The sequence below is a fragment of the Niallia oryzisoli genome, assembly GCF_043641075.1.
GTDB classification, from domain to species: Bacteria; Bacillota; Bacilli; order Bacillales; family Cytobacillaceae; genus Bacillus_BD; species Bacillus_BD oryzisoli_A.
The window spans coordinates 614,264-628,055 of the sequence record NZ_JBHZRC010000001.1 but is presented as its reverse complement, the minus strand read 5'-3'; the positions used below and the strand labels follow the sequence as shown (position 1 = coordinate 628,055).

Genomic DNA, 13,792 nt, shown 5'->3' with positions numbered 1-13,792 from the left:
GTTTGTCAGCGTATAAGGAATCAGGAATAAGGCAAATTAAGTATAAGTTATCAGAGGTTATTTTAGGAGGGGTTTTTTATGAAGCATCTATGGGCATTATTGATAAAATTTGCTGCTGTTGGAACGGTTGTATTATCTATATATGGTATTTTCAATGCAGATTTATTTACACTTGTTATGATGTCGTTAGTCACTACACTTGTTGCTTATTTTATTGGAGATTTGTTTGTCCTGCGAAGAATGGGTAATTTCGCTGCAACTCTTGGTGACTTTGTTTTATCGTTTGGACTATTATGGGTGATGAGCTACCTATTTATTGACGCGAATATGAATCGGCTGACCTCTACATTCATAGCAGCCTTTGCGATTGCTGTTATTGAAGCAGTCTTTCATCTATACGTCAAAAAACATATTTTTTCCAATACAGCAGACAGTTATATTCCCGGTGTTACCCGCAAGGATCGCTTTGCAACAGAGTTTTCTGAAGAGCTGAATGGTAGAAATGAGAAACGTAAAAATGATGATAAATGAGTAAGAACCTGCCTAGGGTGGTTACTCATTTAATCATTATTTTTTATATTATATGATTGGCTTTCTTTATACTGAAGTTTATGATACTCTCTTGCCAAATCAGTAAGGCTTAATTCAAATAAATGGGAATTGTTAATTTTATATATTCCGCTATTAATTAACTGATTGATTAGAAAGCCTTTGTCATTTTCTGAAGGAACCTGTGATAAATCATCCAATGTAACTTTCTCCTTTGAAAATTTTTTATGGTAAACAAAAAGGCTCTCTAATAGGTACATTTACCTTAGTTAAAGAGCCTCCAGTAATCTAGTCAGCTATTTCATCCATTTTATGAATTTGCATCCTTAGCGCTTCTTCTTTCTTCCATTTGAATTTTATTGCTTATATCGAACTTTCGCTTTTTTAAATTTAAGATTTTTTCTTTTAATTCTTTACTAGAAGCTTGTTTCGGTAATTGGCTGTAAAGCTCATGTATTTCTTCATCTACTTTTTTATACTCTCTCCAGAGGGTATGAAGTATGAGGGATCTATTGGAAATATGTCTTTGCAACCTCGTAATCATGTCCTGCTGCCAGTCATTATCTCCTAAATTCCGGGCAAGTATATATAAGTCCAGATAATCGTTTACCTCTAAGGAAGTTTCGTTGTTAAACATACAAAATCTCCTCTCTTAAACACATAATTTTCTTTAAAAAGAAACTTTTTTTATATAGAAAAAGACAGCTCCTCTTGTCATTCAAAGGAATCTTTGCTGGAATTAGCACCTGCTTCGTTTATGTGGTCACTGAGACCTTATCAGGCCAGTCACTGAACCTCTTCTGAAAAGAAAATGTTTTTAATCTTATTTTTCTAATAATACTAATAAAAATACTCGGGATTGTCAATCGGAATTACTTATTAAAAAAGCCCATTTTAAGCTTCGAAAATGGACAAAGAGTAATACGTATAGCAAAAAAATGGATGTGAAGGTTTGTTAGTTTCGTTGGAAGCGGAAAAATTTGACCCTTGCTTCTATTCCAATGCATTAAGGGGAATTGGATTTCCGATTTTTATTGGTACGTTTAGCGTTTTACCTTGTAGCTGCTCAAGGCTTGTGGCGTATTCCTCTTTCATTTTTTTTACTTCTTCTGTTTTAAATTCCTCCGTTCCTAAGAGGTTTGTTTGTTCGTCCAGAGGTTTTTGAATGTCCAAGCCTTCGCTTTTTACTACAATGAGTACAGTCATATTATTTAAGGTATAGTCGAACCAATAATTGAGACAAATGATACCGAGGACCAGCAGAATTCCAGTAATGCTAATGATGTTCTTTGCGCTTTTTTTCATGAAAATCCTCCCCAGATTATAATCGCTTTCTACCGAACTCTCACGCATGCTCTTACTCAAATCTAGTAGAGTCGATGTTATGCTGAAAAATTATTAGCGAAGAAGAAAAATAACCATGATAGTTTACTTATTAAATGAACTGATTTTGGCTTTAGTGAATATGGTAGGAATCATACCCAGAATTATCTAAGGGGGAGTTTTAGATGGGTCTATTTTTGGTTGCTGTCTTTCTCTGGGGATTAATCTTAGTGTCTGTATTACTTACGATGTGGGGTCTCCTGAAAAAGTCTTGGAAAGCCTTTGTTTGGAGTGGGGCAGCTATTATCATACCTTCAATCATTCTTGGCACACAAAGGGGATTGTTTAGTTTGTTTTTCCTCCTTCCACTCATTGCATTAGGAGCAGCGTATCTTACGTATAAAGGGAAAAATGGATAAGAATTAGGTTCTGTTAGTATTTGAAGACTTAACTAAGTCTCTGGCGGATGTCACGGGTTTTTTAAAGGTAATTTTTCGAGCGAGCTCGAAAAAAATCCGGACGCAAATTCGACGGGCGAATTTGATCAAAGTAAAACGACCAAATCTTATATGTTTTGGTCGTTTTAACATGATACGATATTATATTCTAGATATTCCCTCAGGATTCCTTCATCTGTAATTTCTCTAATGCCTGACCTGCATATTCTCTTGCCTGCTCCACCGTATCGGCAGTTGATAAAGCAACAGCAATTCTGCGTCCAACCTTCGTGATTGGTTTACCAAATACACGTACCTGCGTGTTTGGTACCGCCAATGCTTCTTCTAAGCCTGTAACGGTATATTCGTTTGCCTCTACTTTTGCTTTCAATGGTCTGCTTGCACCTGGAGACAGCTGCGTAATTTCCGGGATTGGGAATCCTAGAATAGCGCGGACATGCAGGGCAAATTCAGAAAGGTTTTGAGTGACAAGTGTAACTAAGCCTGTGTCATGTGGACGCGGTGATACTTCACTGAAATAAACCTTGTCCTCGGCTAAGAACAATTCCACACCAAATAGTCCAAAACCGCCAAGCTCATCGGTAATGGCTTTGGCAATATTCTTGGCATCTTTAATTTGTTCCTCAGTCATATTATGGGGCTGCCATGATTCAATGTAATCACCATCTTGTTGTATATGTCCGATTGGGGCACAGAACATGGTTCCATTCACTGCTCTTACCGTCAAAAGAGTAATTTCTGATTCAAAGCGGATAAATTCCTCAATAATGACACGACCGTTTTGGACACGGCCCCCTTCCATGGCAATGTTCCAGCATTCCTCTAATTGTCCCTCAGTAAGGCATACACTTTGGCCTTTTCCCGAAGAACTCATGATTGGTTTGATGACACATGGGAAACCTATTTCCTTAGCGCCTTTAACAAATTCTACATATGTATCGGCAAATTTATAATTAGCAGTAGGAAGCATAAGTGTTTCAGATGCTAATCTGCGAATACCTTCACGGTCCATTGTTAATTTCGCTGCACGTGCTGTAGGGATGACCTTAAATCCCTCCTCCTCCAACTTAACAAGCTCAGAAGTAGCAATGGCTTCTATTTCTGGAACAATCAGATCCGGTTTTTCCTTTTCAACTACTTCTCTTACCATATCGGGATCAAGCATGTCAATAACATAGCTTCGATGTGCTACCTGCATAGCCGGTGCATGTTCATAGCGATCGACCGCAATGGTTTCCATTCCAAGGCGCTGAGCTTCAATAATTACCTCCTTACCCAGTTCACCTGAACCCAATAATAATATTTTTCTTGATTGATACATACCTGAACACTCTCCTGTCTGAAGTATTACAGCTACAATAAACCACGATCCTTTATTGCAAACCTTTCTTTTTATTTTACCTTGAAATATTCTAATTTTCGACAATTATTTGTCGATTTAAAGTTATTTTATAAAGCATGGGGACGGTTCTTCTGCTTCCTTATCAGCAGAGAATCCTCCGTAACCTTACTTTTACTTACTAAATTGGCTGGATTCAACTCTTTAGCAAAGCTCCTTTGCACTTTACCAAATGAAAATAAAGCAGGAGAAGCGCCCTCTGATTCATTTGCCGTTTCACGATGGACAATCTTTTAATATATATAATGTATCTTTAGAAAGAAAAAGGTGAATGGTAGTGGATGAAAAAATCAAGGATTGCGATTGTGAAGGTGATAACTTCTCTTCCAATGATGATCAGAACGATCATACAAGGAAAGATTCGATTTCCTTTATGACTTGGAATCTATTTATTGGTGCGGACTTATCCCCACTTTTTTCTACAACTATACTTGAAGAAATTCCCCGCAGGGTTACAGAGGTCTATCGACAATTTATGGCTACAAATTATTTCAATCGAGTAAAAAAGATTGCTGAGCAGATTGCTGAATATAAGCCTGACATAATTGGACTGCAGGAAGCCGCTTTTTGGCAGCTGCGGCAGCTGATGGATCCCCATTTTCCTTACGTTACATTTGATTACGTTGAGATTCTGTTAAATGAGCTTCAGGAAAAAGGAATCATTTATGAAACAGCAGCCCTCAATCATAACATTTCACTACAACTGCGCTCTAGCCAAGGTAATTTCGTAAATCTGCTGGATCGAGATACGATATTAATTCGAAAGGAATCCGGTTTAAAGGTTTTGAATAAACAGGAAGCCAATTTCAAAGCTAATATGATCACTCAACTAGGCGGTCTGCCTTTTGAGTTGCTTCGAGGATGGTCAACTGTAGATGTCAGTTTCCGCAACCGTATCTTCAGGGTCATTTCAACTCGACTAGAAGCGTCTTCTCTTCTAGTCAATTTAAGACAAGGTAATGAACTACTAGATGGGCCGGTAAATACCACATTGCCTATAATCCTTCTTGGTGACTTTAACGTAAATAATGAAATCGCAGGCCCGCCAACAACTTACGGTAATTTACTCCATTTCGGATTTCAAGATGTTTGGAAGGAGGTTGGTCAAGGTGAAGGTCTAACATGTTGCCAAGATCCTGATCTTTTAAATGCTTTTTCCACCTTAAGCAGACGAATTGACTGCATACTATATAAAAATGGCTGGAAGCCCATTTCTGCTAAACTCATTGGTGCAGAACAGCAAGATCGAACCCAGACCGCTCTTTGGACCTCCGACCATGCTGGAGTAATAGCCTATTTGGAAGCATAGGGTCGTTCTTCTGCTTCCAAATAGGCTATGTAAAGCGATATGTAAAGAATAAAATACCAAACAGAGAGGTCTGTTTGGTATTTCTTATTTGTGATTCTTTAAGGAAGCATTAGAACCGTCCCCCTGCTTCCTATCTTATGAAAAAGATGGTAATTGGTATGGTGAGGAGGCTGATTAATGTGGTGACTAAGGTTGTAAATGAGAGCAGTTCGGGTTTTACATTGAATTGGACAGCCAGCATCGTTGTGTTGGCAGCGATTGGCATGGCTGCTAATAGGATAAACACTTTATGAATCAGGTCGTTAACTGGCATAAAGCTTACTAGTATGACGGCAATGATGGGTGATAGTATCATTCGGATAATGGTAACAGTATTTACATATTTTAGATCAAACTTAGCTGATCTAATTTCAGCAAGCTGCATTCCTAGAATTAGCATAACGGTAGGAATGGATGCTGACCCTACCAGGCTGATTCCTTCCAAAATAGTTGGCGGCAATTCGACATTGGCTATTTGAAAAGTGACACCAAGTATTACTCCGTAGATTACAGGCATTTTTAACACACTCTTGCATGCGTCTTTGACGGTTGTTGATTGTCCGCTCCCATAAGAAGCAATAACAATTCCGATAGTATTGATTAACAAGGCATGGATAACCATGATTATAACGGCATAATCAAATCCGGCTGATCCAAAGGCAAACAGTGCAACAGGAGCACCATAGTTTCCACTGTTAGGAAAGATGGTTCCTAATTGCAAAGCTGATAGCTCTGATTTATCCGACTTCATCCATTTACCAAACAGGTTTGTGACCCCGATAATAATTAGGACTAGTAGAAGCGAAAATAGAAACATATAAAAATATTCTATGTTAAGTTCTTTCGTATAAAAGGTATCAAAGGTTAAAAACGGCAGCATTAAATATAAAGACATGGTTGAGATAGACTTTACGTTTAGTTTAAGTAACTTTTGTCCGATAAAGCCTGTTCCAAATATTAAAAAGGCCGGTAATACAATTAAGAGTAAATCCACTAAATAGAGCCCCTTTCAACTTCCTTGTTTCTTTATGTAAAAGGTAAAATATGTAACGTTATAGAATAATAATATATTAGATTATCATACAACCCTATAAATATCAAAGGGTTTTCGATGAAAAGGATATCTTCGAAAAGACAGCAGTTTGAACTCCTATAAAAATTAAGCTATCCTGCTGCTTGAGATAAACACTATAAAATAGTTTCTAGCGTTCATGAATATTTGGTTCTATGATGATAAATTATATATATGTTTTAGGTTAATAAAATGGAGGTAAGAGATGAATACAAAATATAGCCTGCTTTTTGAGTCTATTGGCCTAAGGAGTGGAATTCAAGTTGAGAATCGTGTTGTGATGGCACCGATGACTAACTTCTCTTCAAACCCGGACGGGACCGTTTCAGAGGATGAATTAGCTTATTACCGGAGGCGTTCAAATGGTGTTGGAATGGTTGTGACAGCATGCGCCTATGTGACCCGAAACGGAAAAGGATTTCCAGGAGAATTTGCTTGTGATCATGATGATTTCATTCCAAGCCTGCAAAGTTTAGCTTCTACGATTAAAGAACAAGGTGCAAAAGCTGTTTTGCAAATCTTTCATGGCGGTAGAATGTGTCCTCCTGATTTAGTTCCAAATGGCAGAATTGTCAGTGCCAGTGCGATTCCTGCAGAACAAGGCACTTCATCAGATACAATACCAGATGCGTTGACTGAAGAAGAGATCCAATCAATCATACAGGATTTTGGCGCTGCCACTCGAAGAGCAATTGAGGCTGGATTTGATGGGGTTGAAATTCACGGAGCAAATGGATATTTAATCCAGCAGTTCTTCTCTCCTCATTCGAATCGGAGAAATGATCAATATGGCGGCAGCTTGGAAAAAAGACTAACCTTTCCTTTGGCCGTTGTGGATGAAGTGAAAAGGACCATTGCAGATCATGCAAGCCAACCATTCCTCGTTGGTTATCGTTTTTCACCAGAGGAGCCTGAAACACCTGGTATTACAATGGCTGATACGTTAAAGCTGGTGGATGTATTGGCGGATAAAGACCTTGATTATCTTCATGTGTCATTAAATCAATACTGGTCAACACCGAGACGAGGAATAGAGGATTCCCGAACACGACTTGAAGTGATTCAGGAGAAAGTGGCGAATAGAGTACCTATCATTGGGGTTGGTTCTATTTATACACCAGATGATGCGTTAAAAGCGTTTGAGACCGGTGTAGATATGATAGCAATCGGCCGTGAAATCATTATCGACCCGGATTGGGTGATGAAAGTGAAGGAAGGAAATGAATCAGAGATTGAAACAAAATTAAAAAAAGATGCCCAAAACCGCCTAGTAGTACCCGACCCACTTTGGCAAGCCATAATCAACACCCCCGGCTGGTTCCCGATCGAAGATTAAAAAGTAGCAGACGGTTCTCTTGCTTCAGTTATGAAAAAAGGAAGCAAGAGAACCGTCCCTCTGCTTCCTATTCATACTATTTTACAATCAACACTGGGCAATGGGACAGCTGTGAGACTCGTTGGCTGACACTGCCTAGCATAAGGCTTTTGATGCCGCCGAGGCCTCTGCTTCCCATGACAATCAGCTGATAATTTCTATCCTCAGCCATCTTAACGATTAGAATGGCTGGTTCCCCAATTTCATAATGTGTTTCAATTTCTACTCCATAATCATCTGCTAGTATTTGAGCACGTTTAAAAAGCTCATCTGCTTCTTTTTTCATTTCGGAATACATCTCATCAACGACTTCTGAAGACATCGTTTCGTAAATGGTAATATTTTTTTTAACATGAATAATTCCGACCTTTGAATATCTTTCATTTGCAAATTGTAACGCAGATTTTAATGCTTTCTCACTCTTTTCTGAACCATCTATTGCAACTAAAATTCGATTATACATTGAAAAAACCTCCAACAAGCAACATAATACTATCATACTACCAATTGTAGTCTGTAAACCAGTATGTAAAAAGTAAAAATTATTTGCATCTTTATATAGCTAAACTAATGATAAGGAAAAGAGTGTGTTTTATCATGGTTCATTTGAAAAATGATTGGGCTCTATTACTTGAGGAGGAATTTGCAAAGCCGTATTATCATCATTTAATAAATGCTTTGCAGGAAGAATATCAGACAAAGACGATCCATCCAGATCATAATGATATTTATAATGCATTACATTTAACCTCTTTTGAGGATACGAAAGTGGTGATTATTGGTCAGGACCCTTATCACGGACCTGGACAAGCACATGGGTTAAGCTTTTCTGTGCAGCCTGGAGTTAAAATCCCCCCATCATTGAAAAATATTTATAAGGAACTTCAGTCTGATCTAGCCTGTTCTATTCCGAATCACGGGTACTTATTGGAATGGGCAAAGCAAGGGGTTCTGCTACTTAACACAGTATTGACAGTTCGTAATGGCGAGCCTAATTCACATAAATCACTTGGCTGGGAAACTCTGACGAATAGAGTCATCGAAATACTAAATGGCAGAGATAAGCCGCTAGTATTTATCCTTTGGGGACGTTTTGCCCAAGAAAAACAGCGCTTGATTACGTCATCAAGGCATTTAATTATCAAGTCACCGCACCCAAGCCCACTATCAGCTAAGAAAGGCTTTTTTGGCAGCAAGCCTTTCTCACAAACCAATTCTTTTTTACGTGACATGGGAAGTGAAGAAATTGATTGGCAGATCACTGATCTATAAATTTTTATAAAATAAAAAAATCCCTTAGATGGTATTAATAAAAATTTAACACCAATCTTAAGGGGTTTTTTAACTAATTAGAATATATTATTAAAGCTCTGGCCTTGCGAGGATTGGGCATTTCGCTGTGTGACCTCTTGTACGTTTGAACCTGCAAACTCAGGTTGGGAAGCAGCATGGGTTCCGCTGAATTGATCAAAACCACTACCACCGAAATCTACTCCGGATTGTTGTACATTACTGCCTCCTTGAGCGGACTGAGCATTCTGCTGTCTTACCTCTTGGGCATTGGTATTGGAGAATCCAGGCTGGAAAGCAGGATGAGACATACCAAATTGACTAAATCCAGTAGTTTGTTGAAATTGTTGTTGATTTCCTTGGTTAAATTGATTATTCATGATAACACCACCCCCTAAAGTCAATTACTTGTCATCACCTGTTAGATTATTTAAGTTTTTTTATATTAGTTTAAGTATTGATTTATTCATTTTTTTATAAATGAATGTTATTAGTTGAATCATCAAATTTAGTCTGATCTGCTGCTTCATCTCCTATTTTGGCTAGATAGTCCACAAGAAAGTGGAAAAGAATCAGAGGAATGATGGAGCCCAGTCCTATATACAAAACGGCAAAGAAAAGGCCAATAAGAGTAGTCCTAATAACATTCCCGATGCCTTGATACGTGTGCGCAAGGCCAAAAAATACCGAAGAAATAACTAAGGTAAGCCATATTGTAAAATTGGGAAACAGTTGTGTAAGAGCAAAAATTAAAAAACCTCGGTAAATGATTTCTTCTGTTATTCCAGCAGTCCAGGATACAAGCGTCCAGACCTTTTTATCTTCTTTTGAAACAGGTAGAATATCTGCGAATGTACTTGTTTCTAATTGTTTCTTTTGAGCGTCTGAAAGATTCTTTTTTATTTTTTTGCTAATTTTTGAGCCGATTACATAATAGAGGATGCTTACTAGATAGAGGACAGCTAATCCTAATGTAATGTATGTGGGCCATTTGCCTAATGCTGCAGGATTTATCGTAATTCCTTGTAAACCAATGTCTTGTAGAGTGATCGGGCCAAAAATGATTAATCCTATGATAAATAATGAGGGAATCCAAAGTCCTAACATGACTTTCTTATAGTAGCTGATTCTTTCAAGAGGATAGCTGCGGACTTTTAATTTAAACCTTTGAAAATCAGCATAGCCATAAATAGGTTCATACGTAATGAGAAACACAATGAAAAGCCAATAAAGAATGGTCATTCACTTTCCTCCTAAGGTTTATGATTGAAGTGTCTGCTGTTTCTTTTTAAGAATGTTGTAGAACGTATGATGATTATCAATTGTAATGAATATCCGTTTTTTATAGCTTCGCTTTCCAAAGAGATCTTTACTTTCGGCAGGTTTTTCTAAAACTATTTCAAAGGTCGGATCGGCCAAACCTAGTAAGGATAAATCAAGCACATCTTTATGTTTCCGATCGTTTTCGTAGTGGAGATTTCCTTTCCTAATTTCTATAATGTGTTTAATAGGAATGTTTACTGTCTTTCGAATGCCAATTTTTAATGCCAAGGTTTCGTTTTTAAGTCTAATAGGATGTTTTTTAACCGCGCGTAAATCAGCCAGAAGTAAAACAATCACTGTTATAGAGAGGCTTAAATGAATCCAGTGCAGAATAGGGCTCCATTTAATTAGAAGAAAGGACACGCCTATAGCCTCGATAATTGAGACAGAAGTCATCGCCCACACAAAGCCGGTATAGCCGGACTCCTTGTGATAGGTAAACTGTACTTCGCTGTTCGAATGAACATCATTTTGATCATGTACTGTTGGATGCATACTACTGCTCCCTTCCCATGTCTTCTTTCATGACAATATCATGAAGTTTCTTTAATATGTTAAAATAATTCTGGATATCTTCCGGTGATAGCTTTATAAAGTACTTCTCAAAAACCATATCATCTGCAGCATTCATTTCCTCGAAAAACTCTTCACCCTTTTTATCTAAGGATACAAAGACTTCCCTTCGATTCGCTTTGTTTACTTCCCTTTTCACATACTGGTTGCTTTCAAGCTTACGGATAAATTGACTGGCAGCACTTGGAGTACCGTTAATGAGTTCCGCAACCTCATTCATTGTCAGCCTTCTCTTTTTCTCTAAAATGCTTAATACTAAAGATTGCTTTGATGATAAATCATGCTCATCTAGAATTTTTTTATATTCTTTAATAAAAATAAGCTTAATCTCTTCAGAATACTGATTTGCTTCCACTAGCATTTTCTTCATATCCATTTCATGCTCACACCTATCTATAATCATTCTTATTCTTAATTTATTTGAGTTAATATTTTATAATTTTAAAATGTTAAGTTTGCTTAACTATATAATATAGAATGCCGAAATTATAATCAAGTATTTATCTGAATTATACAAAAAAACAGCAATAAGGAGCGTGAGGCACATGCTCCTTATTGCTGTTTTTTTTGTAAATATCGGTTGTCATGCATAAACATTTTCCAAAAGTAAATAAATCCGGGAAACAGGATGGCAAAACCCGCTATATAGGTAGCGAAGATAGCATGGAATGAATTTGGATCAGTGAATCCTGATTCGATTGTGACATGCGGATATACCATGTATGGAAGATGGGCACGTCCATAGACAAAGCTTGCTAGTAAATATTGAAGTGTTACAGCAACTACAGCAATACGGGGTATACCCATGCTTCTATTCTTAGAAAAATTAGGAATATATAGCGCGACACCAGCGATGATGAAACAAATGACGGATAGAATCAAAAGAGGCAGGTCATTCATCATTTTTTCATAAATCCAATTCGCCTCCTGTTTTAATGTCAGCATGATGAGAAAGGCCATGACTAGTGAAATAGGTCCTGTAATCATTGCATCCTTCCGATAAATCCGATAGGCCTCTAACTCACCCGAAACCTTTGAGTAGTCTGATAGTAATAATGAGGATAAGAATAATGTACTGCTAATTGCAAACCCGATGAAGGCATACTCATTTGGACTTGTGAACAATTTTACTAGGTCAAGTGTTTGGCTGTTCTCAGTAAAAATAACATAATTCCCATGTGTAATGGGTAGTACGCTGATTAATAAAGCAGGTAGTAAAATCCCGGCAATTCCTGAGATATAGGTAAGGATTTTCTTATACTCTTCTGCAATATGCGAAAATACCAGGAATGCACTCCTTAGGGCTAGTAATAATAAAATGATGCTCCCAGGGATAAGTAAAATGGTACCAAGAGTATAAGCTGCCCCGGGAAACATGCTGTATACGGCAACGACTAATGCGACAATAAAGGTATTGGTAACCTCCCATGTGGGGGATAAATACCGATTGGCAATATTCGTTGCACCGGTTTTTGTTCGATTAATATAGACCATCGACCAAAAGCCGGCGCCAAAATCCATCGTTGCCATAACTGAATAAATAAACACAAACCCCCAAAGTACAATGCTGGCAATGATTGCATCTGACACAATAATTCCCCTCCTTTAAGTATTCGTACTAATTGATGGGATACCTTTCGCTTCTGCTTTAAGAAGATCATCCTCAACTGTATTTCTTTTAAAATAATAAAGCAGGACGAATAATACAGCTGCAGCGAGAATCACGTAGACAATGATAAAAAAGGTAAAGAGAACGCCAAGATTTCCTGCTGTTGTGGCAGAGTCCGCAGTCGAAAGAATTCGATAGATAGTCCAAGGCTGCCTGCCGGTACAAGCGAAAATCCAACCACTTTCAATAGCAATGACGGATAACGGTCCAGAAAAGACCAACAGCCACATGAGTAATTTTGGAAAATGTTTCTTTTCCAACCATTTACTCCAGAATATGGTAAGTGCAGCAAGCAGGATCAGGAGCGAGCCAATCCCAACCATTACATTGAATAAGGTGTGTATAAATAATGGCGGCCACCATTCTTCAGGAAAGTCATTCAATCCGATTACTTTCGTATCGAAGCTGTTCCCTGCAAGAAAGCTTAAAGCCCATGGAATTTCAATTGCCCATTTCACTTCCTGTGTTTCTTTATCTGTAAATCCGCCTATCGCCAGTGGTGCATGTGTCTGTGTTTCGAATAATCCTTCTGCAGCAGCCAATTTTTCAGGCTGATATTTATGTAGATACTGTGCTGACTCATGTCCGTTTAAAGCAGTAAGTAATGCGAAAATCCCTCCAATAACCACACTTAACAGCAAGGCTTTTTTGTGGAAAAGATAGAGCTTTGAATCTACTGTATTTTTTAACATCTTAAATGCTGCAATTGAAGCAACAACAAATGCACCTGTTGTGTAAGCAGACAGTGCCACATGTCCTGCTGTCACAAAGAAGCTTGGATTAAAAAATGCCTTCCAAGGATCTACATCTACGATTTCCCCATTCTCGATTCGGAACCCGGCAGGAGTTCCTTCAAATGCATGAACATTCGTGATTAAGACCGCTGAGCCAAGTGCACCAATCGCCACTAACGTGAGACTAACGATTCTCATCCATGGAGGAATCCGGTCTGCCGCATACACGTATATGGACATAAATAGAGCTTCAATAAAAAATGCGTAGATTTCAATCTGGAAGGGCAGCGCCATGACTCTACCAATAACCTCCATAAATCCCGGCCATAGCAGAGAAAGCTGTACTCCAGCAATCGTACCAGTGGGGATACCTACTCCAAGCAAAACAGCAAAAGCTTTCGTCCACCGTTTTGCCATAACAGCATATTGAAAGTCCTTTGTCTTTTGGTACATTAATTCACCCATTAAAATCATAAATGGCAATCCTACACCAATCGTAGCAAAAATGATATGAAAGGCCATCGTTGTCCCAAACATAGACCGTGCTATTACTAAATCGTCCATATTAACTCTTCCCTTTCGTTTGTATAATCTTGGCTAGTATTTACATACAGGCAGGGAATTATTGATGATACTTCCAAATTATTCAACAGCAATCACAAAAGACAAAAAAAGCTAA

Annotated in this window: 17 protein-coding genes; 5 read left to right on the top strand and 12 right to left on the bottom strand. The window is 38.0% G+C overall.

The annotated features are described in order from the left end of the window. Positions 1–78 precede the first annotated feature (78 nt). Positions 79–531: a YndM family protein gene (locus ACHUFV_RS03255; RefSeq protein ID WP_394232174.1), complete on the top strand. Its 453-nt coding sequence runs from the start codon at positions 79–81 to the stop codon at positions 529–531. 29 nt (positions 532–560) lie between these two features. Here ACHUFV_RS03255 and ACHUFV_RS03250 read toward each other — a convergent pair whose 3' ends face one another. From ACHUFV_RS03250 to ACHUFV_RS03240, 3 genes are all read right to left on the bottom strand, one after another. Next, complete coding sequence (locus ACHUFV_RS03250) at positions 561–749, bottom strand: Fur-regulated basic protein FbpA (RefSeq protein WP_394232173.1); 189 nt, start codon at positions 747–749, stop codon at positions 561–563. A gap of 110 nt (positions 750–859) precedes the next feature. Next, positions 860–1,186, bottom strand: coding sequence for a hypothetical protein (locus tag ACHUFV_RS03245; RefSeq protein ID WP_394232172.1), 327 nt, complete (start codon positions 1,184–1,186; stop codon positions 860–862). A 356-nt stretch (positions 1,187–1,542) separates the two neighbouring features. Beyond that, positions 1,543–1,854: a hypothetical protein gene (locus tag ACHUFV_RS03240; protein WP_394232171.1), complete on the bottom strand. Its 312-nt coding sequence runs from the start codon at positions 1,852–1,854 to the stop codon at positions 1,543–1,545. Between the two features lie 203 nt (positions 1,855–2,057). Between ACHUFV_RS03240 and ACHUFV_RS03235 the strand changes: the two genes are divergently transcribed. After that, complete coding sequence (locus ACHUFV_RS03235; RefSeq protein WP_394232170.1) at positions 2,058–2,291, top strand: hypothetical protein; 234 nt, start codon at positions 2,058–2,060, stop codon at positions 2,289–2,291. 199 nt (positions 2,292–2,490) lie between these two features. On the opposite strand, the gene purT is transcribed toward ACHUFV_RS03235, so the two are convergent. After that, positions 2,491–3,651 carry a phosphoribosylglycinamide formyltransferase 2 gene (gene purT, locus ACHUFV_RS03230; protein WP_394232169.1) on the bottom strand — a complete coding sequence of 387 codons (1,161 nt, stop codon included), beginning with the start codon at positions 3,649–3,651 and terminating at the stop codon, positions 2,491–2,493. 355 nt (positions 3,652–4,006) lie between these two features. Between purT and ACHUFV_RS03225 the strand changes: the two genes are divergently transcribed. Further along, positions 4,007–5,038 carry an endonuclease/exonuclease/phosphatase family protein gene (locus tag ACHUFV_RS03225; RefSeq protein ID WP_394232168.1) on the top strand — a complete coding sequence of 344 codons (1,032 nt, stop codon included), beginning with the start codon at positions 4,007–4,009 and terminating at the stop codon, positions 5,036–5,038. 130 nt (positions 5,039–5,168) lie between these two features. Here the strand turns inward: ACHUFV_RS03225 and ACHUFV_RS03220 are convergent, their stop codons facing one another. Further along, positions 5,169–6,071, bottom strand: a complete 903-nt coding sequence (locus ACHUFV_RS03220) for an AEC family transporter (protein WP_394232167.1) — start codon at positions 6,069–6,071, stop codon at positions 5,169–5,171. Between the two features lie 283 nt (positions 6,072–6,354). Between ACHUFV_RS03220 and ACHUFV_RS03215 the strand changes: the two genes are divergently transcribed. Then, on the top strand, positions 6,355–7,485 hold the full coding sequence (locus ACHUFV_RS03215) for an NADH-dependent flavin oxidoreductase (RefSeq protein WP_394232166.1): 1,131 nt from the start codon (positions 6,355–6,357) through the stop codon (positions 7,483–7,485). Between the two features lie 76 nt (positions 7,486–7,561). On the opposite strand, the gene ACHUFV_RS03210 is transcribed toward ACHUFV_RS03215, so the two are convergent. Beyond that, a complete protein-coding gene (locus ACHUFV_RS03210) occupies positions 7,562–7,987 on the bottom strand; it encodes a universal stress protein (RefSeq protein ID WP_394232165.1) in 426 nt (141 codons plus the stop codon). Positions 7,988–8,121: 134 nt separating this feature from the next. On the opposite strand from ACHUFV_RS03210, the gene ACHUFV_RS03205 reads away from it, so the two are divergent. After that, entirely contained in the window at positions 8,122–8,796 is a 675-nt protein-coding gene (locus tag ACHUFV_RS03205) for a uracil-DNA glycosylase (protein WP_394232164.1), read from the top strand. 77 nt (positions 8,797–8,873) lie between these two features. Here the strand turns inward: ACHUFV_RS03205 and ACHUFV_RS03200 are convergent, their stop codons facing one another. The 6 genes from ACHUFV_RS03200 to ACHUFV_RS03175 all read right to left on the bottom strand — a co-directional run bounded on the left by ACHUFV_RS03200 (position 8,874) and on the right by ACHUFV_RS03175 (position 13,677). Further along, positions 8,874–9,218, bottom strand: a complete 345-nt coding sequence (locus ACHUFV_RS03200) for a hypothetical protein (RefSeq protein WP_394232163.1) — start codon at positions 9,216–9,218, stop codon at positions 8,874–8,876. Positions 9,219–9,288: 70 nt separating this feature from the next. Further along, complete coding sequence (locus ACHUFV_RS03195; protein ID WP_394232162.1) at positions 9,289–10,056, bottom strand: CPBP family intramembrane glutamic endopeptidase; 768 nt, start codon at positions 10,054–10,056, stop codon at positions 9,289–9,291. 18 nt (positions 10,057–10,074) lie between these two features. After that, entirely contained in the window at positions 10,075–10,632 is a 558-nt protein-coding gene (locus ACHUFV_RS03190) for a hypothetical protein (RefSeq protein WP_394232161.1), read from the bottom strand. 1 nt (position 10,633) lies between these two features. Next, positions 10,634–11,086 carry a MarR family winged helix-turn-helix transcriptional regulator gene (locus ACHUFV_RS03185; RefSeq protein ID WP_394232160.1) on the bottom strand — a complete coding sequence of 151 codons (453 nt, stop codon included), beginning with the start codon at positions 11,084–11,086 and terminating at the stop codon, positions 10,634–10,636. Between the two features lie 176 nt (positions 11,087–11,262). Beyond that, on the bottom strand, positions 11,263–12,300 hold the full coding sequence (locus ACHUFV_RS03180) for a cytochrome d ubiquinol oxidase subunit II (protein ID WP_394232159.1): 1,038 nt from the start codon (positions 12,298–12,300) through the stop codon (positions 11,263–11,265). Positions 12,301–12,315: 15 nt separating this feature from the next. Continuing rightward, positions 12,316–13,677: a cytochrome ubiquinol oxidase subunit I gene (locus ACHUFV_RS03175; RefSeq protein WP_394232158.1), complete on the bottom strand. Its 1,362-nt coding sequence runs from the start codon at positions 13,675–13,677 to the stop codon at positions 12,316–12,318. Positions 13,678–13,792: the final 115 nt, after the last annotated feature.

Excerpts from the sequence above, each read along its gene's own strand:
- ACHUFV_RS03255 (WP_394232174.1), top strand. The coding sequence starts at position 79 with ATGAAGCATCTATGGGCATTATTGATAAAATTTGCTGCTGTTGGAACG.
- ACHUFV_RS03245 (WP_394232172.1), bottom strand. The coding sequence starts at position 1,186 with ATGTTTAACAACGAAACTTCCTTAGAGGTAAACGATTATCTGGACTTA.
- ACHUFV_RS03240 (WP_394232171.1), bottom strand. The coding sequence starts at position 1,854 with ATGAAAAAAAGCGCAAAGAACATCATTAGCATTACTGGAATTCTGCTG.
- ACHUFV_RS03235 (WP_394232170.1), top strand. The coding sequence starts at position 2,058 with ATGGGTCTATTTTTGGTTGCTGTCTTTCTCTGGGGATTAATCTTAGTG.
- purT (WP_394232169.1), bottom strand. The coding sequence starts at position 3,651 with ATGTATCAATCAAGAAAAATATTATTATTGGGTTCAGGTGAACTGGGT.
- ACHUFV_RS03215 (WP_394232166.1), top strand. The coding sequence starts at position 6,355 with ATGAATACAAAATATAGCCTGCTTTTTGAGTCTATTGGCCTAAGGAGT.
- ACHUFV_RS03210 (WP_394232165.1), bottom strand. The coding sequence starts at position 7,987 with ATGTATAATCGAATTTTAGTTGCAATAGATGGTTCAGAAAAGAGTGAG.
- ACHUFV_RS03205 (WP_394232164.1), top strand. The coding sequence starts at position 8,122 with ATGGTTCATTTGAAAAATGATTGGGCTCTATTACTTGAGGAGGAATTT.
- ACHUFV_RS03195 (WP_394232162.1), bottom strand. The coding sequence starts at position 10,056 with ATGACCATTCTTTATTGGCTTTTCATTGTGTTTCTCATTACGTATGAA.
- ACHUFV_RS03190 (WP_394232161.1), bottom strand. The coding sequence starts at position 10,632 with ATGCATCCAACAGTACATGATCAAAATGATGTTCATTCGAACAGCGAA.
- ACHUFV_RS03185 (WP_394232160.1), bottom strand. The coding sequence starts at position 11,086 with ATGGATATGAAGAAAATGCTAGTGGAAGCAAATCAGTATTCTGAAGAG.
- ACHUFV_RS03175 (WP_394232158.1), bottom strand. The coding sequence starts at position 13,677 with ATGGACGATTTAGTAATAGCACGGTCTATGTTTGGGACAACGATGGCC.